General features: G+C 47.0%; 20 protein-coding genes. 15 read left to right on the top strand and 5 right to left on the bottom strand.

Annotated features, from left to right (window positions below):
- A partial coding sequence (locus tag ANPL_RS04780) for a hypothetical protein (protein WP_236822823.1) occupies nt 1-380 on the bottom strand: 380 nt, incomplete at its 3' end.
- Between the two features lie 11 nt (nt 381-391).
- Here ANPL_RS04780 and ANPL_RS04475 point away from each other — a divergent pair.
- The 10 genes from ANPL_RS04475 (at nt 392) to pth (ending at nt 9,311) form a co-directional block, all read left to right on the top strand.
- Nucleotides 392-622, top strand: coding sequence for a hypothetical protein (locus ANPL_RS04475; RefSeq protein WP_169193530.1), 231 nt, complete (start codon nt 392-394; stop codon nt 620-622).
- A gap of 106 nt (nt 623-728) precedes the next feature.
- Nucleotides 729-1,382: a hypothetical protein gene (locus ANPL_RS04470; RefSeq protein ID WP_169193529.1), complete on the top strand. Its 654-nt coding sequence runs from the start codon at nt 729-731 to the stop codon at nt 1,380-1,382.
- Nucleotides 1,383-1,483: 101 nt separating this feature from the next.
- On the top strand, nt 1,484-2,485 hold the full coding sequence (locus ANPL_RS04465; protein WP_169193528.1) for a pyruvate dehydrogenase complex E1 component subunit beta: 1,002 nt from the start codon (nt 1,484-1,486) through the stop codon (nt 2,483-2,485).
- A gap of 625 nt (nt 2,486-3,110) precedes the next feature.
- Nucleotides 3,111-3,911 carry a hypothetical protein gene (locus ANPL_RS04460; RefSeq protein ID WP_169193527.1) on the top strand — a complete coding sequence of 267 codons (801 nt, stop codon included), beginning with the start codon at nt 3,111-3,113 and terminating at the stop codon, nt 3,909-3,911.
- 227 nt (nt 3,912-4,138) lie between these two features.
- Nucleotides 4,139-4,588 (top strand): CopD family protein, encoded by a 450-nt coding sequence (locus ANPL_RS04455; RefSeq protein WP_272899040.1) that lies wholly within the window; start codon nt 4,139-4,141, stop codon nt 4,586-4,588.
- A 238-nt stretch (nt 4,589-4,826) separates the two neighbouring features.
- On the top strand, nt 4,827-5,096 hold the full coding sequence (locus tag ANPL_RS04450) for a thioredoxin domain-containing protein (RefSeq protein ID WP_169193526.1): 270 nt from the start codon (nt 4,827-4,829) through the stop codon (nt 5,094-5,096).
- On the top strand, nt 5,035-6,387 hold the full coding sequence (locus ANPL_RS04445; protein WP_236822822.1) for a cation:proton antiporter domain-containing protein: 1,353 nt from the start codon (nt 5,035-5,037) through the stop codon (nt 6,385-6,387). Before ANPL_RS04450 ends, ANPL_RS04445 begins: the two co-directional genes overlap by 62 nt.
- Nucleotides 6,388-6,575: 188 nt before the next feature.
- Nucleotides 6,576-7,343 carry a ComF family protein gene (locus ANPL_RS04440; protein ID WP_338022647.1) on the top strand — a complete coding sequence of 256 codons (768 nt, stop codon included), beginning with the start codon at nt 6,576-6,578 and terminating at the stop codon, nt 7,341-7,343.
- A 753-nt stretch (nt 7,344-8,096) separates the two neighbouring features.
- Complete coding sequence (locus tag ANPL_RS04435; protein ID WP_169193525.1) at nt 8,097-8,729, top strand: 50S ribosomal protein L25/general stress protein Ctc; 633 nt, start codon at nt 8,097-8,099, stop codon at nt 8,727-8,729.
- 9 nt (nt 8,730-8,738) lie between these two features.
- Nucleotides 8,739-9,311: an aminoacyl-tRNA hydrolase gene (pth, locus tag ANPL_RS04430; protein ID WP_169193524.1), complete on the top strand. Its 573-nt coding sequence runs from the start codon at nt 8,739-8,741 to the stop codon at nt 9,309-9,311.
- A 175-nt stretch (nt 9,312-9,486) separates the two neighbouring features.
- On the opposite strand, the gene ANPL_RS04425 is transcribed toward pth, so the two are convergent.
- The gene (locus ANPL_RS04425; RefSeq protein WP_169193523.1) at nt 9,487-9,714 is read right to left on the bottom strand and encodes a hypothetical protein; all 228 of its coding nucleotides are present in this window, start codon (nt 9,712-9,714) and stop codon (nt 9,487-9,489) included.
- Between the two features lie 155 nt (nt 9,715-9,869).
- On the opposite strand from ANPL_RS04425, the gene purF reads away from it, so the two are divergent.
- Entirely contained in the window at nt 9,870-11,225 is a 1,356-nt protein-coding gene (gene purF / locus ANPL_RS04420; protein WP_169193522.1) for an amidophosphoribosyltransferase, read from the top strand.
- A gap of 32 nt (nt 11,226-11,257) precedes the next feature.
- Here the strand turns inward: purF and ANPL_RS04415 are convergent, their stop codons facing one another.
- Together ANPL_RS04415 and ANPL_RS04410 are read right to left on the bottom strand one after the other, a co-directional pair.
- Nucleotides 11,258-12,199, bottom strand: a complete 942-nt coding sequence (locus ANPL_RS04415) for a complex I NDUFA9 subunit family protein (protein ID WP_169193521.1) — start codon at nt 12,197-12,199, stop codon at nt 11,258-11,260.
- Nucleotides 12,200-12,448: 249 nt separating this feature from the next.
- A complete protein-coding gene (locus tag ANPL_RS04410; RefSeq protein WP_169193520.1) occupies nt 12,449-14,560 on the bottom strand; it encodes an ATP-dependent DNA helicase RecG in 2,112 nt (703 codons plus the stop codon).
- Nucleotides 14,561-14,570: 10 nt separating this feature from the next.
- Here ANPL_RS04410 and ANPL_RS04405 point away from each other — a divergent pair, with 10 nt between their 5' ends.
- Nucleotides 14,571-15,104, top strand: coding sequence for a flavoprotein (locus ANPL_RS04405; protein ID WP_169193671.1), 534 nt, complete (start codon nt 14,571-14,573; stop codon nt 15,102-15,104).
- Nucleotides 15,105-15,108: 4 nt separating this feature from the next.
- Here the strand turns inward: ANPL_RS04405 and mnmE are convergent, their stop codons facing one another.
- Complete coding sequence (mnmE, locus tag ANPL_RS04400; RefSeq protein ID WP_169193519.1) at nt 15,109-16,452, bottom strand: tRNA uridine-5-carboxymethylaminomethyl(34) synthesis GTPase MnmE; 1,344 nt, start codon at nt 16,450-16,452, stop codon at nt 15,109-15,111.
- Between the two features lie 2,436 nt (nt 16,453-18,888).
- Between mnmE and ANPL_RS04395 the strand changes: the two genes are divergently transcribed.
- The 3 genes from ANPL_RS04395 to ANPL_RS04770 all read left to right on the top strand — a co-directional run.
- Nucleotides 18,889-19,524, top strand: a complete 636-nt coding sequence (locus ANPL_RS04395) for a zinc-ribbon domain-containing protein (protein WP_169193518.1) — start codon at nt 18,889-18,891, stop codon at nt 19,522-19,524.
- Complete coding sequence (gene xseA / locus ANPL_RS04390) at nt 19,505-20,698, top strand: exodeoxyribonuclease VII large subunit (protein ID WP_236822821.1); 1,194 nt, start codon at nt 19,505-19,507, stop codon at nt 20,696-20,698. The genes ANPL_RS04395 and xseA overlap by 20 nt, the downstream gene beginning before the upstream one ends.
- A gap of 409 nt (nt 20,699-21,107) precedes the next feature.
- Nucleotides 21,108-21,290 (top strand): hypothetical protein (locus ANPL_RS04770; RefSeq protein WP_236822820.1); only part of this gene is annotated, 183 nt, incomplete at its 3' end.

Genomic DNA, 21,290 nt, shown 5'->3' with positions numbered 1-21,290 from the left:
AGCACATAGCACATAGCACATAGCACATAGCACATAGCACATAGCACATAGCACACCAAAGCATGGAAAGATTTTATTAGCGGTGCAAGGATAAAAATGCCCGGAAACTTTGTAAAAGGAGATAGAAAATTCATGGACGACCTAGCCATAGCTACGAGCCTGGTTATTGTCACTGCAGTTTGTATTGTCTTTATGTTGCTGCCTATGTTTGTCACAGCCTCAATGGGATTTTCCGTGAACTCGCTGCAGCATTTCTGCCTGATTACACTTGGAATAGTTTCCCTGTGCACATTGGCATTGGTCACAAAGATCATGCTTGAGATCTTCGTGGCTATACACACAATAAACTCGTTGTTTAGTACATCGTCTGAACGCTGCACTCTGCGGCGCCATGGCGCATGCAAGACCGGCGACGGACCGTGATGGTGGAGCAGCGGTTGCTAAAACAGCAAGCCATCCTCGGAGTCCTGATTTCAGAAGAGATGCCGCTACTCATTTCCCCGTTACTGACCCAGCCAGCATAAACGAAATGCAGAACACCACGGCGCAGATTGTTTTGTTGCAGACAAGAGAAACCACAAAGCAGGGTGCCAAAGGCATAAAGGGCCAAGCATCGCCATGATCAAGTCTGGAATCCCGGCTGGTACGCCTCTTGCCGCTGCTCAGCTTGCGCATTAACGAGGCACTGGTTACGCTTGTTAGTGGAAAGTGTGTGAAAGGTTACAAAGGTGTCAAATGATGTTCAGAAACACGAAAGTAAGACAACGAACCGCAAGGCTGCATTCGCCAATGGAGTACAACTAGGGTCTCGTAACCGTAAGGAATTTGCGTTATTTTTCAGACTGAGAAAGACAACTGTTGTAACGATATTGGCTTCTAGTGCAGTAATCGTCACGGCTGTTTGTGTGGCGCTGTGCACTTTTTCTATCGCTCTGCACTACACAATTAAATCGAATGTTATGAGCGCTACCCAGCTATGTGGTTTGCTGGCATTCGGGCTGGTTACTATATGCGCATTTGTGGCTACTACAACGCTACTAGCGGCAGCATTAAGGGCTACTCGCGCTATACACGCAGCACTGCACCCTCCTCTCCTGAGGTCCACATTGTCTTATGGCAAGACATCGGATGCTACTCCGACGCTTGAAGAGGCTATTGAACATTTCTGGCGGCCCCCTATAGGTTCCACGGATGCTAAACGGAACGCAGGAGCGAGCTTTTCCGAATCTGCAACTGCTTCAGGGAACCAGACAGCCAACACTGAGACGCGGGTAACCTCTGGGGCTATTGAGGGCCAGACCGCACCTACAGACAGAGACATTACGCTTGAGAGCGTTTCCTCACTACATGGAAACTCGCAGCTCTATCCTACACTACCGTAATGACACAGCGTGAAAACAACTGAAGCGGTATAGTGCTGGTATGTTGCATTTTCCCTACTTTTTAAATAAGATGATCGCTGTCGTTTTGTGCGCGGGGAAGGATGAACGTTATTACCGTAAGAGAAGCATTGGGGCTAGCTCTGCAGGAAGAACTTGAGCGTGATCCAAGTGTTTTTCTTATTGGCGAAGAAGTCGGGGAATACCAGGGCGCTTACAAAATAAGCCAGGGGTTGCTCGAGAAGTTCGGTCCCAAAAGAATAATAGACACTCCCATAAGCGAGCACGGCTTTGCTGGCATCGCAGTGGGAGCTGCTTTTGGCGGGCTGAAGCCCGTCGTAGAATTTATGAGTTTTAACTTCGCGCTCCAGGCGATGGACCAGATTATTAACTCCGCCGCAAAAACTAACTATATGTCCGGAGGACAATTGGGCTGCTCTGTTGTCTTTCGTGGTCCTAATGGTGCGGCAGCGGGGGTTGCAGCACAGCATTCTCAGTGCTTTGCTTCCTGGTACGCGCACATACCTGGGATAAAGGTTATCGCTCCTTATTTTGCTGCGGATTATAAGGGACTGCTCAAGGCAGCCATAAGGGATCCGAACCCTGTTGTGTTTTTGGAAAATGAGATCGCCTATGGCCACCAACACGAGATTTCCGAAGAAGAGCTCAGTAGCGATTACTTGGTTGAAATCGGGAGAGCAGCTGTAGTACAAGAGGGAACCGACGTAACCATAGTAGCCTTCTCCTTGCAGCTAAAACACGCACTGGAGGCTGCTGACATTCTAAAAGCCCAGGGCATAAACCCTGAAATAATTGATCTGAGGACTATCCGGCCCCTGGATGCGGAGACAATCCTACAGTCTGTAGAGAAGACTAATCGCATTGTCACAGTTGAAGAAGGCTGGCCAACATGCGGCCTCGGAGCTGAAATCACAGCGCTGATTAACGAGCGTGCGTTTGACTATTTAGATGCACCTGTTGAACGGGTAACTGCAAAAGATGTGCCTCTTCCTTACGCGATTAATTTAGAACGCCTAGCGCTCCCTCAGGTCGAGAATATCGTCGAAGCTGTGCGTAAAGTTTTGTACTACAAGCTTCCCAGCTAGGTTGGGAATGCCGCGTTGTTGTCTAGTGTTTGCGGCACATCCAGTACCGTTACTAAATGACCACCTGTGAAAGTTCTTTTGTTCTCAGAAGTTGTATGTTGCACTGTGTAACGTCCCCGCACTGACTTGTCTATAGCAATCAAACGCTTTGCCAAGGAGCTACAGCTTAGAAAAACCCACGTCGACATGCTGTCGCGATAGGCTGTTGTAATAAGAAAGCAATTTTATGCAGGAGCTCCTAGCACAGCAACAAGCGCAAAACAACCAGCTGCACCATGACACACCACTCACTACGGATTCCATACAACAAAAAACCACAAACAATGCTGGGAAAACATCTGCTCGTTATCGGAAAAACTTTGGCACAAATGTCGTTTGCGTACCTCTCGGTGGCGCGGCTTGCCACGTTATATGTAGTCTTTTACTAACAGCGTGAGTTGGAAATCACACATCACAGACCGGTTAACGAATATTATTACCATAAGGCTTGTTCGCGGAAGGGTAACAGGTATAACTGTGACTTAACGCTAGTTGACGCATCCAATATGCAAACGTCAAACCCCTTTCCCCACCCCTCACGCCAAAGTGAAATGCGGGGTTGTGTTCCCGAGAGGCAAAGCGTGGGATGACTACTGCTTATAACGATCAAGGCACCTTTTTGTCCGACAAGAAAGAACTGATAGCACGCACCGTCTGCCGGCAGCAGAACATAAATATAGCTTCTGTGTTCACAATAATACTAGGGTGTCAAACTATTGCTGTACTTACAGCAACTTGCATGCTTTGGCACCGTGTTCAACGGGCAAATTCTACATTTACTGCCCCAGAATTGGTTATGGGAGCAATATTTAGTGCCGCATCTATATCAGCAGTGGTGGCTTTTATAGCATACGTGTGCATTTCAGAAACATGCTTTTTCGATCTCTGCCATACTCGCGGGTACAGTGCACAGTCTGAGACTCTGCTGCTAGATAGCCCCAAACGGTATGCAGCTGAAACAAGAACCAAGACTGCTAAGGGAAATACTGATCATCCAGCAAGCAGATCCTCGCACTGCAATAGACCGCCAGGCGAGACATCAGCGTCTAATAAGTATGGCGAAATAGTGTCGACATCGACAAATACTGTTGATAATCTAGGATTCGCCGCCATGCAGGGACTTGGTACCGCTGCGGCTCAAACTATTAAAGGGCTAACAACGCCTGTCGCAATACCTACCAGCCACGTCACAGCAACTAGTGATAACGACCGCAATAGCTCCAATATGCTCCTCACCCGCGGGCACAGATGTGTAGTCACTCAAACTGCAGCAGTTGAAAAATACAAAGAAAGGACAGCAGCTTCTACTGGACTAGTAGACATCAAGGTAACAAAACCTCAAGCGCGCAGGCTGTATCAGGCCAGGCCCGATTTGGTAATATACTAGATTGATAATCCATGTCTTTGAATGTCAGCACGCGGAGTAGTAGAGCCCATTGAGCACACAGTGTGTTTTCTACGCCGCACTTTCCGCGCGTTTTCCGGAGTAAGTTATCCGAGTGCGTTACTTCGACATGTAGAGCTTTGACTACTTCTAACGTTTCAGGAGGGAGTTGCTAATCCACATCAAAACTCATACAATTGCTTGTGCTGGCTAGGAAGCAGGTCACACTTGTGGAATCGTTGTACCATGTAGGTCTATTTGTAGAGGCATTTCATGTCATCTCCGTGATAATGTGGATGGCTGGCATGTTATACCTACCAAGATTGTACGTTTACCACGCATCAACGGAGCCACACTCCGACGCAAGTAGCCTGATATCCACCATGGAGCGCAGACTGATGCTTTACATCATGCACCCTGCTATGGCGTCTACTGTACTATTGGGAACTACGCTTGCCATAATAGAACAGGCATATCTTTTTGGCTGGTTCTGGATAAAGATGGTCTTCGTGGCCTGCATGTTGCTACTACATATGTTTTTTGCTCGCTGCAGGAAGAGCTTCGCATTGAATAAGAGAGTGCATTCGGCACTGTTTTTCAAAATCCTGAATGAAACAGTGACGGTTCTCATAGTGTGCATAGTCCTCACAGTAATCGTGGTGCGGCACCTGACAACGTAATAAGGCTTGGGCACGTTGCTAGCCAATTGCGCATAAGCGCGCCAGATGGTGGTCTTTGTATTCATCCACGACATCACAATCATTGTGGCGCGCTACTACGTGCGCTCTGCGTTGCAGCTACCTTAGATCAGGTCATGTAAAGCCACAGTTGAGCTTATGTGCTTCAACAAAACTGTTTGACTTTACATAAAGCAACCGACTAGAATCTTACTGCGGTTGGTAATTGGGTATACGATCGGTGGCAGCAGTTGGTACTCCTTCGCTTGACAAGGGCTTCGTTGCACGTGACTTTCGCTTGAAATCCGTGGATGGCAATTTCTACGACCTGAAGAGCTTAGGCGACTGCAGTGCGCTGCTAGTCATGTTCATATGCAATCACTGTCCCTACGTTAAGGCTATCATAGAACACCTTGTAGGAGAAACAAGAGAACTACAGGAAAGCTTTAATGTGGGAATCGTTGGCGGCGATTGTCTTACAGGTGCTGCAGGAAAAGGGCCAGCACTCTAGCCAAGTGGGTAGGCTTTCGATCGCCGTTTTGTTGTTACAAGATTTCGCAGTCGTGCCGCTGATCGTTTTACTCCCACTGTTAGCTGGTGAATCTAATAGTTTGGTGGGTTCGTTGCTTCTTGCCTTGCTGAAGGCAGGAGTAGCTCTCGCGCTTATTTTAGTGGCTGGACGACTGCTTTTACGGCCGCTGTTCGGCACCATAGCCCTGATGAAAAGCACCGAGGTATTTATTGCTACGACGCTGCTCATTGTATTAGGCGCTGCTTTCATCACAGAAAACTTCAATTTGTCCATGGCGCTTGGCGCTTTTGTGTCTGGCCTTCTTGTTGCTGAAACCGAATATCGCTACGAAGTGGAGCAGGTTGTTTTACCGTTCAAAAAGCTGCTGCTAGGGCTGTTTTTTATGACCGTAGGGATGTCGATAGATACAGAGCTTCTCCTTCATAAGTTACCGATTGTGGCAGCAATATCCTTCGCATTGATTTTACTTAAATCGGCTATTGTATGTGTGTTGTGTAGGTTTTTCCGCTTTCCGCTTTCTGCCGCAATCCATGCAGGTCTTTTGCTTTCCCAGGGCGGGGAATTTGCGTTTATACTCTTCGGGCTTGCCGCAGAAAAAGGAGTGCTAACCAATGATTTAGCGCAGGTGCTAATGATGGCTACTACAGTGACTATGGCTTTCACCCCACTGCTTTCTGCTCTAGGAAACTGGATAGCGGGACTGTTGGTAAAAAACAAGGTTGCGTTTTCACCATCTGCGTTGGTCTTGGACTCAAGTGACCTGGCCCAACATGTGATTGTGGTGGGATTCGGACGTGTTGGTAGGCTAGTAGCTAAAATTTTGACCGCGGAGCACGTAAACTATATCGCTTCAGACATCCAACCTGCAGTTGTTGCAGCGGGTCGCAAAGAGGGGTATCCCGTCTATTTGGGTGATTTGACCAAACTTGAAGTTTGGGAAGCTATGGGCGCTGCACGCGCAACTGCGGTCACCATTGCGATAAATAACGAAGTGACAATCAGGAAGGTCATTACGCTGGTAGCAAAACATTACCCTGATACCATAATTGCTGTGCGCGTTCCTGACTTGAGCAACGCAGAGCTTTATCGCAAATTGGGCGCGCATCATCTGATTCCTGAAACCTATGAAGCCGCGCTGCAGTTGGGTGGTTTGGCGCTGGGCATAAGTGGCTACAGTGAAAACGCAATTCTCTCACTGCAGAATACTTTTCGGGCCGAGGCTTACTCAAAATGTGAGAGCGGAACCAAAAAAACAGAGGAAAGCGCGTAACTGACGAAAGTTATCTGGAAATTTGCCGGAAACAGCTGTGCCCACGACGAAAAACCTACTGCCGCTCGGCAGCTTGCTGCAGGTTTTTCCAAGCTTGGGACACAAGAATGCGCCAAGCGCCTGGTGCGCACAGACAGGGTGCAGGGCAATATTTTAGAGAAATCACAAAATAAACATAAGGTACGGATTTGTTATCACAGCTATACACTCGTTACCGCACCACAGCACTTGCCCGTGGTTTGGGTGCTATACGCAGCTTCATACTGCAAGTTTTTTTCCCTAAAATTTGCGCAAACTGCAGCAGCGTTTGTGAAGCGAGCTCAATTGTTTGCTCAGCTTGTTATCAAAACATAAGCTTCATAGAAAGGCCGCTATGTGTGCTCTGCGCAATGCCCCTGGACAATACCACATGCAGCAAGTGTATACACTGTGTTGCCAAGCCTAGTTACATTGCAGAAATTGCTGCTGTTTTTGAATACAACGCCCATGCGCAAAACATGGTGTTGCGCCTCAAATATTTTGACGATACTACGCACGTAGCAGGCTACGCACAATGGATGTACCACAAGGGCTTTGCTTTGCTCCACAGGGCCGACTTAATCGTCCCAGTACCTATACATAGGTTGAGGTTGTTATCACGTAAGTATAACCAGTCGGTACTGCTAGCAAGGCAAATTGGATGGCTATCTTCAAAGCCGCTTGAAGTTTTTGCATTAAGGAAAACAAGAAATACACTGCCACAAAACAGTTTGACTGCTGCGCAAAGAGCACAAAATGTACTTGGGTCATTTACCGTTACTGATGCGCGCTTGGTCCGTGGAAAAGTGGTAATCCTTGTGGATGATGTAATCACCACAGGCGCCACTATACAGGCTTGCGCGCACGCCCTAATAGATGCTGGCGCGCGTGAAGTCCTGGCTTTAACATTGGGCAGAACGTTGCCTGGGTACAGATGAAAATGCCCTGCCTGACGCAATGTTTTTTGAAAAATATAAAACTCTCCAACACTCCGGCTAAGTACCACACTTGTTGGAGCAGCTAGTTTTCTGAAACCGGCAAAATGCAACGTCTAGAGCGATGCTTAGGAAAGACACAAGACGTTCCTGACCCAAGAAAGAAACCCGAGTGTCTTGAGCTTCTAGTTTGCTGAAACAATAAAAATACCCAACTTGAAGCAATTTTCCTTCCTGAAATACCAAGACACTGCCATGCTCTATAAAGAAACCAACAGGTTTAAAGCTGCTAGTTTGCTGAAAAGTGCCGAGTGTAGACTTGCCTCCACAAGCTTAGTTGGCTTATTCAAAAGCGCGCAGGGTAGGGGAAGAAAATAGAGGCACCCGGCTCAGTAGCTTTACGCGTATTGCTCCAGAATTTGGCAGAACACTCATTCTGAGCCAAAGTGAATTTTCGTATTACGTACCAATGTGGCGCCTATGTACAAAGGCAAAAGACGATGGTCACCAAAACACAGCCAACCTATTGTCAATAAGACACAGACATTTCTCGCTTCCTTGCGAAACATAACCCTGAGTACCAAAAAGTGCTGCTATGCACCCTGCAGTGGAGTCAACGTAGCAAGAACCACACACTACGTTTGTCACATCCTTTGTTTTTACCAAAAAACACCTTTAAGACCGCAAAGTATTGCGATATTCTGAGGAGTTGCACCTTATGGATGGTGCAGTTTATTGTTTTTAGAGGAGTTCGAGATGGATCATGATGACATGATAAAGGTAGATGCCTCTGTACGTGAAAAGTGTGGCACAGGTAGTGCTCGCGCTTTACGGGCAGCTGGCTTTATACCGGCTGTAATATACGGGAAGAACCGTGACCCCATGAACATATACCTGTCACAGGGAGATTTTCTCAAGAAGTGTCGCACGTTTTCTATTTTTTCAAAACTTATAGAGTTGTACGTAGGTAACAAAAGAGAGTACGTCCTCACAAAGGAAATACAAAAGCATCCTGTCAGCGGCGCTATCACCCATGTGGACTTTCAGTTTGTTGATCAAAATGCCGAAATTAAGATCGAAGTGCCTTTGGTATTTTTAAACGAACAAAAGTGCATTGGCGTCAAGCGGGGCGGGGTACTTAACGTGTTACACCGTTCTTTGCTAGTGCGTTGCACACCTAATAGCATTCCTAAAGCGCTCGAAGTCGATCTGCTTGACTTATCGATGGGGCACTCATTGCATGTAAGCGATTTGAAACTGGCAGACAATATTCATGTTGTTATGAAGGAAGAGGATCCTGTACTAGTTACAGTTTCTGCATCTGAAACTGCTGTTGAGGAGTCAGAAGCGGCAGCACCCACAGATGATTCCCAACCTGCTGGTCAGTAAAACAGTACGATGCTGTTGCTTATAGGTTTAGGAAACCCTGGGCAGCGTTATTCTTTGACGCGTCACAATGTCGGGTTCATGATAATCGATGCTGTGGCGCATTTCTACGAGTTTACCAGCTTTACCAAAAAGCATGACTCTCTGGTATCTACAGGGGAGATAGCGCCACACAGAGTAATGCTAATGAAACCGCAGCTTTACATGAACAACTCTGGAATTGCAGTAGCTAGCGCAACAACGATGCTAAAGCCTGAGCGAGTAATAGTCTTTCACGATGACGTTGCCCTACAGCCCGGAGTTATAAGAGTGAAGCTAGGGGGCAGTAGCGCCGGACACAATGGCATTCGTTCTATAGACAGTGCCATAGGAACTGACTATTGGCGCGTTAGGTTTGGCGTGGGCAGGGATGAGCTGTGTAACCTTTCAGACTATGTGTTGTCGGAGTTCCGCAATGACAGCGCCGCAATGTCAGTAGTAGACAAAATTGCTGCCCAGATTCCTATTCTGCTTGCCGGGGACACATCTAAATTCGTCGCCACCGTCTCACTTGCTAACACGTCGTCCCCCAAAGAAAACCACTGAGATCTGATTTATCACCAAAGCTATCCCGCTGGTCACGCGAATGGCCTCGCGGGAATTGTGCCAGACAACACCGTTGTTGCCATATTGGGTCTCATGCAAGGATTCGTTTTATTTACTCCTTCGCACCAGTCTCTCGCACAAAACCTGCACCAGCTTCTGCCATAAGTCGACGAACCTAAGCTACCTCACCACCGGATATAGTCCTCGTTAGCAGGCCAGCTACCTTGTTCTTTTCGGCGCTGGTTAGTTCTCTATTCAACGCAGTACTTAGGTCTTCCGCTTTCGCAGCGCCGTCGCTCCCGTTAGGCCATGCTTTGCCCTTGGCGGTCTCATCCACGCCCGCCTTCGTAAATATCTTACTCAACTCCCTCGCCGTAGTGTCGCCGACGTTGTCAGTCTGCAAGCACTTCCAGCTGCCCGTGGCATCTCCGTTGTTATTCTTACAAACCTTTCCATCAATATCCTTTGCCGATGTGCCAACAGCCTCAGCAAATTTAACGATCTCCGCCGCTTTCGTATTCTTCAGCTCCTCTAGGAATTTATCGCTCTGGTCAATTGATGGGCTTGTCCGTCCTACGGCCTGGGCGAACGCAACAATATCATGACGCCCTACAGCATCGCGGCCAGGAATCTTTTGGTTTTGCTCTCGCCGAAAGGGGAGTGAAAAAGTTCGCGTCCCACTATAGTGGGGGCCACGTTAATAGTGTATTTTCCCAACCCTTGGTGAGTACATTAACAGGAAATCTAGCCGTAGGACACGTGCGCTATTCCACAAGTGGCGGGGCAACGCCTAGTGGAATGCAGCCCTTCATTGTGGATAGCAAGTTTGGTCCGCTAGCCGTGGCACACAACGGCAATTTGACCAATGCAACAAGGTATCGAGAGGAATTGTTGCGCGCAGGGCGGACTTTCGTCTCAGAAATTGATACCGAGATTGTGGCACATCTGATTGCCATTGCTGATGAGGCTACGCTGGTCGGTAGTGTTGTCGCCGCCATAAAAAAGCTACGCGGCGCATTCGCCCTGATAATTGTTGCAGAAGACACATTGATCGGTATTAGGGATGCCCATGGCATACGGCCGCTGGTTTTGGGACTTGTTGACGGTTCTTATGTCCTGGCATCTGAAACTTGCGCTCTCGACATAGTGGGAGCTGAGTTTGTGCGCGAAATCTCTCCTGGAGAGTTGATAGTCATAGATAAAGAAAACAATATAAGCAGTGTTTTTCCTTTCGAAAGCGTAAAGTCCAGTTTTTGTATCTTTGAATATATATATTTTGCTCGGCCAGACAGCGTAATTGACCACCGTCCGGTTTATGAAGCACGCAAGAACATCGGGGCAGAACTGGCAATCGAAAGCCCACCACCGGAGGATGTGGACATGGTAGTGCCCGTGCCAGATTCTGGAATACCCGCTGCTATGGGTTACGCGACCAAAGCCGGAATTCCCTTCGAGTTCGGAATAATAAGGAACCACTACGTTGGTCGCACATTTATTCAACCCTCAAGCAGTGCAAGAAAATTAGGCGTTGAGCTGAAGCATAATGCGAACGCGGCGCTACTAAACGGAAAAAACATCGTGCTAGTGGACGACAGTATAGTGCGTGGCACGACACTGCGCGAAGTGATAGCGCTTCTTAGAAGAGCTGGCACCAAAAACATACACCTGCGTATTTCAAGCCCGCCAACGGTGTATTCATGTTTTTACGGGATAGACACCCCAATAAGATCAAAGCTAGTAGCCAACAAGCTAACAATCCCGCAGCTCACTGAGATGCTGAACTGTGATAGCCTGTCTTTTATAAGCATCGACGGTCTTTACAAAGCGATCCGCGGTGAAAAACGCAATAATAAGGCACCGCAGTACTGCGATGCATGCTTCACTGGGCTTTACCCTGAAGGGGAGTTAGAGTAAAAAACTCAATGCGCGCTGCTTAACTAACCTAGTTACCTGACTACTTTTCTGTAAACAGCTAAAGCCTCTGGAACAACGCGTTCTATCGCAACACGTCCCACGGTCACTTGGGTATCACTAGTGGGAACAAGATCGTATTTCATAAGCTCAATCTGATCCCGTGTTACCAATGGGTTGTAGTCTCCGGTAAGCGGTTGTGTGACAAAACTCACCAGCTTGAACTCACAAAAGAACGCCATGATTTTAGCCATAAAAAAGGGAATACTCACCACTGGGCGGTTCCTCTCAGTGACTTGAAGGATAAACTTCATAAGCTCGCGTAGAGAATACGCCTGGGGGCCACATATTTCGTGAACACCTCCTTCCCACGGCCCTGTTATCAAACTCGCTGCAAGATCTACCACATCCCTAACATATACTGGCTGTACTAGATTTTTTCCCCCACCAAAAACCGGTAGAAAGGGCATTATCTGTGCAACACGCGCAAACCGACCGAAAAAACTATCTTCTTCACCAAAAACCAAATTGGGTCTAATGATTATAGAAGATGGACAGAGTTCACGGACTAAGCGCTCACCATCTAGTTTGCTCTGAGCATAGAAGGAACTCAAAGCAATATCAGCGCCCATAGCGGAGAAATGCACGAATTTTTTCTGATACTTCTGGGCCAGGGTGGCAATATTGCCAGGAAACGTTGTATGCAAAAACCGCATCACATCATGCCGGGGCGTGTGTATGGCGCCTACAAGATTGATGACAACATCACACTCGGAGACGAGCTTTTTTATAAACACCGCATTGGACAGTGACCCAACAGTTATATCGACCTGTCCCAGATTGCCAAAAAGCTTTAGGACCATTGCTTTATCGTAATTACGCGTATAAACATTCACGCAATACTTCTGCTTTACTAAGTTGCCAACTAGGGCTTTCCCGATAAACCCGCTGCCCCCAAAAACTATGGCCCTTTTCATTTTATCTCCGTGCTCATACAGCAAACCTTCACATTATTCACACTTTAGATGACGGTGCAATCCTGACTACCCTACTAAGGCAACATAATCCAGCTAAGGAGTCATAAATTGTTTTGTATCACCACTCCGCAATGCAGGGAAATAACTAGCACGAAGAGTGCTTCCTGCACCAGAACACGAGGGTTGGGAGGCATGTGTCAATTAAAGACTTCCCACAACTCCCGAAGTATGCGTGCACATAATTTGGCACTAATAATTTATTTTCGGAAGCGTATGGCCAAACAATCGCGTGATCCTATAAGCTAATTTACGCCCTTTCTCCGTGCTCATCATCGACGTGGCTTCGTCATGTGCCCGTAAAATCGCTCCCACATTGCTGGGGTCAGCAAATCTAAAAGCTACCACACCAGACTGGCGACAGCCTAACATATCACCACCGCCACGTAGGAGCAAATCTTGCTCGGCAATGTAAAACCCGTCTTGCGATCTTTGTAAAACACATAACTTCCGATATGCAAGGTTACCCACGGATCCATGTAGCAAAATGCAAAAGGACTGCTTATCACCTCTTCCCACTCTTCCGCGGATCTGATGGAGCTGCGAGAGACCAAATCTCTCAGGATTTTCTATAACCATTATGGTCGCGTCAGGAACATTGATCCCAACCTCGATAATCGACGTTGCAACAAGCAACTTTATTTTTCCAGAGTGAAACGCACGTATAGTATCATCATTAGTGGCCTGCGGTAATGCGCCATGCACAATTCCAATCATGTCCCCGAAGCTTTCCTGCAAAAACTTGTACCGTTTTTCCGCGGAAGCGATATTGTTATCCTGTTCACCTTCCTCAATGTACGGACATATCCAGTATGCCTTATGCCCCCCAGCCAGCATGCTCTGCATCCTAAGGCATACCTCGTCTATTCTATCAACCTTGACCATGCTAGTTATCACCGGCAGCCGGCACTTTGGCTTATCAGGGAGGGTGATTCTGTCCATGTTGCCGTAAACTATCTGCTCCAACGTACGGGGAATCGGAGTTGCAGTCATGAACAGGATATCAGCACACTCTCCCTTGCCGATCAACTTCATACGCTGCAGTACGCCAAAACGTTGCTGCTCATCAATCACAACAAGTCTTAGATTGCTAAATTTAACAGACTCCTGGAACAACGCGTGAGTACCAACAACAATTTGGATTTCACCAGCCGCAAGTTTCTCATTAACCGCAGCTCTGCTCTTGGTGCGCCCTGTCAATAGTTCGACGCAAATATCCAAACCTTCTAGTACATTGCTGATCCATGAGCAATGTTGTTCAGCCAGAATTTCAGTTGGCACCATGAAGGCAATCTGCCCCCCGACTTCGATAGCATTAAGCATCGCAAACAACGCGACCACAGTCTTGCCACAACCTACATCACCCTGCAGCAACTTGGTCATTTGATACTCAGAGGCTTGGTCATAAGTAATACTGTCAATGGCTGCCTGTTGTCCCGCGGTTAGCTCAAACCCCAACCGCCGCAACACGTGGGCATGGTACACGCCCTGAGCCTTCACGGATATTCCCTTGCCTCTTCCATACTGCCGCACAAAAGCCACAGCGGCATTATAACCCAACAGTTCGTCATGTGATAAGCGCTCCCTACATCGCCTTACATCCTCCCAACCCTGCGGCTTATGTATTCTTGCAACGCTTTCTTGCCAACTCATCCAAGAATTTTTACTGACTAAGTCACTGGGGAGCCATTCTGGCTGCGGTTTTATGAACTTTAAAGCAGTGCGGATTAGTTTTTGAACATAGCGCGAATTAATTCCTCTGGTCACGGAATACACCGGCTCCAGGGTGCAAATTTCTGGCAGCTTATTTACATTGTTGGTGAAATAGTCTGGATGGGTAATCTGCATTACGCCGCCACGGACATCAAGCTTGCCACTAACTACGCATTTATTCCCGAGCAACAACACATTTTCCAAGTATGGCCGGGAGTAGTTGAAGAATATAAGCCATATATCCCCGATTTCAGTGCCTAGCAAAACTTTATACGGCACTGATTTACCACGTCTTTTATGGATTGGAGGCGGAATGTGTTTCTTCACCAGAGCCACAAAGGTCACGGTACTGCCGCAAGCTGATTCACGAGTTAGCTGAGTATTGCGTCTATCCAGATAGCTACTAGGAGCAAACAAAATAAGATCGATTAGGCGCGGCCCACCACAAAGTTTCTCAAGCAGTGCGCCCTTCTCATTGTCCACACCATTCATTTCATATATGCTCGAGAATATACCCAGGACTTTAGTGTTTTTCGCGGAACGCTTGGGAATATCATTTACCACAGCATGCGGTTCAACAGTTTTTATCATGGGTCATAACATGGATATCCTACTAATAATCACCGGCAGTGTTGCTGCTTATAAGTCACTTGAAGTTATCAGAGAGTTGAAAAGAAGAAAATACAATTTGCACTGCGTGCTCAGTACCTGCGGCGAAAAGTTTCTCACACCCTTAATCGTCTCCTCCCTGTCGGGAACTGCGGCATATACGGAGCACGATGCCTGGACCCCTGACGGCAGCATGAAACACATAGATCTGGCACGAAAAGCTAACCTGATCCTGGTAGCCCCTGCAACGGCTAATATCATGGCAAAAACCGCTAACGGAATCTGCGATAACCTACCAACAATGATCATAATGGCAGCGGCAGTCCCGGTGGTAATGGCTCCTGCAATGAATGTTGTAATGTGGCAATCTCCCGCTATGCGCCGTAACTTAAGAACACTGCAGGGCGACAATGTACTGATTATAGAACCTGAAAGCGGCATACTAGCTTGCGGCGAAGAAGGGCCGGGAAAAATGGCCGATCCTACAAAAATTGTCGAGTTCGTTGATGCACAACTGAGACAATAAATGGCTATTTGCCTATGCAAAACTTGCTGAAAATCTCTGTCAAAATGTCATCATAACAGACCGCGCCAGTAACATTACCGATCTCTTGGGCTGCTAACCTGAGATGCTCAGCAAGAAGCTCAACCGGCATCTCTCTTGTCACATAGGAAAGCAAATCCAAAGCTTGCGACAGGTGCTTCCGGTGACGTTGTGATGTAATAAATGCATTGTCCCCTTTGGGAAAACTGTCATCTGATCGACCCTTTATGACATTGAGTAAACTTTTGATGCTACTCTCGTTATTTATGGATATAGGATAAAATTGCCTGCCCCCAAGCTGTTGCGGATCATACGTAGATAGACCATCTGCCTTGCTCAGAACATATATTGTCTCTTCATCGCAGAGAGCGCTAATCTTACAGCGTGAAAGATCGTGAACACGGTCACAAGGACACAGTACTATTTTCAGATCCGCATTTACTGCCGCTTCCATTGCCAGTCTTATGCCCTCCCGTTCAACAACATCACTACTCTCTCTGATTCCAGCAGTATCAACGAAAACGAATGGGTATCCTGAAATATCAATAGATACTTCCAATAAATCCCTTGTGGTTCCCGGAATATCGGAAACAATAGCTGCATTACGCTTGGCAATAAAGTTGAACAATGTCGATTTTCCAGCGTTAGGTTCCCCCAGAATCACAACACGCAAACCGCTACGAAGCCGCTCTCCCCTGTTATCATCATCAAGATAGGAACTGAGAACCTGTCGCAATTGCTCTGTTTTACCATACACATTTTCCATTACAGCATACATGACCACATCTTCTGGAAAATCAATACAAGCTTCTAACTCAGCGAGCGCCGTAACAAGAATTTCTCTCCACTGCTCATATTGTTTTTCTAGCTTGCCCGAAACTTGTGCCAGTGCTTGTTGCAGCTGCGCTTCAGTTTCCGCATTAATAAGATCAGAAATTCCCTCTGCCTTAGTCAGGTCTATTTTTCCTGACAAAAAAGCCCGTAGTGAGAACTCACCAGGTTCAGCCAAACGAAAAATCGTGTGCAATCTGTCAAAAACCAACCGCAATACCGCGTGGCTACCGTGCACTTGCAGTTCCACAGTATCTTCCCCGGTGAAGCTTCCTGGTGCAGGAAAATACAATACTACAGCCTGGTCTATAGGATTGCCATTGGTGTGCTTCAATATTTTACAGGTAGCCAGACGCGGTTTTATCTCCTCCATGATGCCAAACAATTGAAAGGTCTTTGCAGCCTCTGGCCCTGAGATTCTTATTACCGCTACTCCAGATTTACCTCTGGGCGTGGATTGAGCAAAAATCGTATCGTAAGTTTTCCGGGCTGCTACCATGAACTCCACTATCCTCCCCGTTTTGTTATTTTATTGTAGCGAAATTTCATGCCTTCACGAAAAAATACATCGCAACATCCAGCGCAGCATCAAACGTTCATATAAAACAGCGTGGCGTACACGGCAGCAACGGTCTCACGGGGCAACACATACACGTCTGATGCCTTTACTAATTAAAAACGACTTATTTACTGACTGCCTTGCAGGACCGCTGCATTGACAGTCAAAACCCATACATTGGACACTCCAAGACACGTCTGGCAGATCACTATCCTAGTGAAGATCTGCGCGTGATGCTTACAATCACCCTGACCTTAAGATGCGTTGCAACTGCCCAAAACTCCTGCCACACAGGGCAGTTTATGCAGCTAAAGGAGTGTGCTTGAACGCAAAAACTCCACAACGCACCATGCAACTGTCGCAGTGCTCAATTGGTCCGGCGGTACAATATGTATGCTGTCAATTTGGCTCTAGGTAATAAACTGCGTAAAATATAACGCTCGGTGGTCGTCAACAAAGAGCAGCCCTTACTCGCGGCAATAGAGAATTCACTATTAGCATTCAGGTACACCTTACAACTGGCTCCGTCACATGCATTGCTGCGTATACATAAAACACAGCCGCCCTTGTATAACAAAGTCTGGCATGTTGCGCTATCCCCTACTAACGCTTTTACTAATATAAAAAGCGCGTCTTATTTTACTGACTGCTTTACAAGGTCACGGCATTACCTGTTGGTAAAACCCTCAAAGCCCGATTAGAGACTACAATTCTGCATTATGGAAAATGCGCGAGTAAGTAATCGGCCTTTGACCCCGGAAAACACCTCGCCGCTGCCACGAAACTTGATGAATGACTTTAGCTGCACAGTCTCTATTGTTTGAGCATAACTGGTTAGAAAGAGACCCTGATAAAAATTGCATTTTGCGGCTCAAGGGGCATTTCGGACTTTAACTATACTTATCGCAATACCATCGGAACCAGATGGCTAGAAGGCTGGGCACGGCCAAGATAAGAAACTTGTGTCGAAACAATGCAAAAAGCTGCAGCAACTATTTATGCTGTCGCCATATATTTTGCCGCTACACCTGGAAGATGGTTCTAACTCCTACGCAGTCCTGACTTGTCCACAGCGCGCTACATATTGTACTACTGCAACATAGCGATCAATGGGAGCAAACCGCTCCAGTCGGCATCACATCGTGAGCGCAAAAGAAAAATAGTAAAATTCCTGTTGTACCTTCGACACCACAAGGCACATCACGGGTTCGCATTGGGTGCAGGAAAACGTAAACTCAATCTACGCACCGATAAAACATGCATGTATTGAAAAAATTACACAAACAACTGGCTGACGCATCCTCGTGTTAGCCTTGCGGATGGCGATCATCAGCATCCGTACCAGATTTGACCTGCACGTAATTATTAGCCCCTTTTGTTCTGGTAATAAGTTTCAACATCCGGAATAGCAGCGGTGTCGCAGCTATCTATTCTACTATTATAGCCGTGACGTTTTCGAAACTAAAACTCCCTAGAATCGATAGACGTGAATGCCTATGAGCCCAAGCATGCTCACTATTACTTGTGAGAGCGTTAACCTAGCACGAAGACCGTGTGATCGTGCGTCATCGCCATTATCATCCAGAGCCGTCAGCGATTTTCCATAATATTTACGTGTAGCGGCTCCAGAAGCTCTTTTGTTTCGCAAGCCAATATATGTGATATGTGGCGCGCGGGGATGAATTTGTGCACGGAGTCGGGCAGAACCCAGCACTAGTGCACCACAGACAGAAAAAACCTGCGGCTCTCAAACCTATCGCGCTGCTGCAACCCAACCGCCGCTGTTCTACACGGAACAGCATGCGCCGCGGCCAAAAAACCGCATAGGGATAACACCGAAACCGTTCGGCCCTTCAAAGTACTTACCGTGGTATCCTATAACATTGCATGTATCTTGGCAGCGCGGCTACGCAATAGTAGGCTGTTCACTGCTGGCACATCGCGCGTTTGAATTATCCACAAACTACCTTTTGCTCGCTATATAAGCACTTTTAGCAAACCTGAATTACTTACACTGCCATGTACAGACTTCTCCATACTCATGGCGCTAATGTAGCCGTAGCTCTACCACAATCCAGATCAAAAATGAGCAATTGGAGAAAAGAATGGGCAGGAACCTGAACAGTTTGAACAACGTCGAGCCTGAGAAAATGTGGAGGCTTACCGCTCGCAATATAAGCTTCGCCCTACCACGCCTAAAATTTGCGAAAAACCGTGACTGCGTTATGCGAGAGTGCCTGATATAGCAATACCTTACGGCATCTGATAACACCAACACGAAACTGCCTTCCATGTGGCAAAAGAATCAACCTTTCGTGGACAGATGAAAAATAATCATCTATATTACGCGGGTTGTTTTTCTTTTTTAGTGCCTACATGATCCGGGTGGTTTGCTCCAATTGCGGTGCCATATATGTGGTGGCCAGCGCTAAACTACCCAATGTTGGGCAAGCCATAACCTGCGCAAATTGCGATCATTCCTGGCCTTATTCGCCCGCACCCCAGAACACGCCTGAGGTTAGTCAGGTAAAAAAAAGGAAGGGACCACCGGGCCGGGTGCACGGGCAAGGATCATCGTTGCGCTCCATACTGCTGCAAGTGATCATAATGGTCCCATTGTTGTTTTTCTTTTCATCATCCTTTCAGAATAGCATCCCATATAAGTTCAGGAAAATTTACCGCTGGGCAGAGCTGTATGACACTTCCCACATAAGGTTGCTACAATCACACGTCAAGGTCATACATACCAACAGCGATGGAACGATGACGCTAAAAGTGAGCTGTACTCTTGAAAACGAAACCACGGAAGAGCGTTTTGTTCCGGGGCTACATTTTGTATTCTATGATAAAAATAAAGAAAGGGTATTCGCCAAAAAGTTGGAAGTGGCAAAGTATGAATTGATTGTAGGGCAGCAAAAAAGGCGCTTTGAACAAACTATAAGCGGGGTACCGCCTACCGCTGAAGCATTGAAGATTCGTGCAGGTAACGCTTTTGAGATCCTTTTTCACTGATGCCGTTCCTGAGTTCACTGTAACGGAGATAAGCGAGATACTGCAGCGTATGCTGCATGAAGCCTTTTATTGCGTGAAAGTGCGAGGGGAAATTGGCGGTGTATCCCGGCCGGGCTCCGGGCATATATATTTCACGCTTAAAGACGGAAATTCCATAATTAACGCCGTATGTTGGAACGGCAGTAAATCAAAACTAGGAGAGCTGTGCAGCGACGGCACCGAAGTAGTCTGCACTGGACATATTAGCACATATCAGTCCAGATACCAGTTGATCATAGAAGATATCGTGCTCGCCGGCGCGGGCAAACTTGCCGCTTTACTCGAAGAAAGGAGAAAGAAACTCGAGAAAGAGGGCTTATTCAGCCCGGAGCGGAAGAAAAAACTTCCTCTATTACCCCTGAAAATTGGCGTCATCACCTCACCCACAGGGGCAGTTATCCAGGATATTCTTAGTCGGGTAAAACAGCGGTTTCCTACTCATGTTGTTATCTGGCCAGTGCAGGTTCAGGGATTTAACGCAAGCTCTATGGTCATGGACGCGATAGTGGGCTTCAACAAGTTGGCACAGCCGCCAGATGTGCTCATTGTGGCCCGCGGGGGAGGCAGTCTAGAAGATTTATGGCCATTCAATGACGAGGACCTGGCCAGAACAGTTGCCACCTCAAAAATACCAATCATATCGGCTATAGGGCATGAAACTGACTTCACAATCATAGATTATGCTGCAGACTTGCGCGCAGAAACGCCAACCGCCGCCGTGGAATTAGTTTTACCGGAAAAAAATCAACTCGTAGGCAACATCAGCGAGAAGTTCAACCGAACCACAAGTGCTTTTGAGAGAATAATACGGCAATATGAGTACAAACTTCTAAAACTACATGGCCCTCTCGTAGAAACAAAAAATCGGGTACTGCGACTGGGAGAATTTATCGATACGCAACATAAAAAGACCAAATATCTCCTGCAACTAGCGGTACTAAGAGCGGCCAAGAACTTGGAGAATTTGTCACAACGTTTGAAGCACTACGATCACCAGCACGTGCTGAACATTGGGTATGCCATTATCCGCAACACACAGGGACAGCAGATTGACTCTGCAGAGATGCTGACTACTGATGATATAGTATCAATCGAGCTAAAGGACGGAACAAAGCAGGCTATTATTCTGAGCTAACACGTGAAAGCTTCCGCGTTCCCTTGCCAAGCTTTACCTTACAAAATTTCATGCAATGTATTTTTCAACCATAAAGAAAGTAGGGGCACTCGCTAGCTTGTTGTCTCGAATTGTCCCATAACTTCAAGGCGACGGGATGCAATGCACTTGTCTATCGATAAAACACAACCCCCTTGAGCGCCGAAGATTAATTTCACTACAACACTAAGCACTCATAGAACTTGGTTCCCCGGCAACCAAGTCAATACACGTCGACACCTTAGAGAGAATTTGCTGTAGACTAACTGCTACCAAAAACTCAAAATGTACTTTTCTCTCTTAATATTGTCCGATGCCAACGGAAATGCGAACTGAGTAAGCATTATATATTCCCACGTTGGCAGCAAGGACCCCGATTGAGAAAAATCCCGTGTTTGGAAAACCCACGCAAAGCAATGCTAACATTAGCACACTAGAAAGTGGGAGCCCGAATCGGGGTCACATTGCAAATCTTCTATGTGCACTTGCACGCACCGCGTTTAGTGCCTGGATAGAACGCCTTGTAGGAGAAACAAGAGAACTACAGGAAAGCTTTAATGTGGGAATCGTTGGC

Origin of the sequence: Anaplasma platys (assembly GCF_012790675.1) — a bacterium.
In the GTDB taxonomy this organism is placed as follows: Bacteria; Pseudomonadota; Alphaproteobacteria; order Rickettsiales; family Anaplasmataceae; genus Anaplasma; species Anaplasma platys.
Note: the sequence above shows the minus strand (reverse complement) of the source record. Positions and strands in the feature narration are given on the sequence as shown.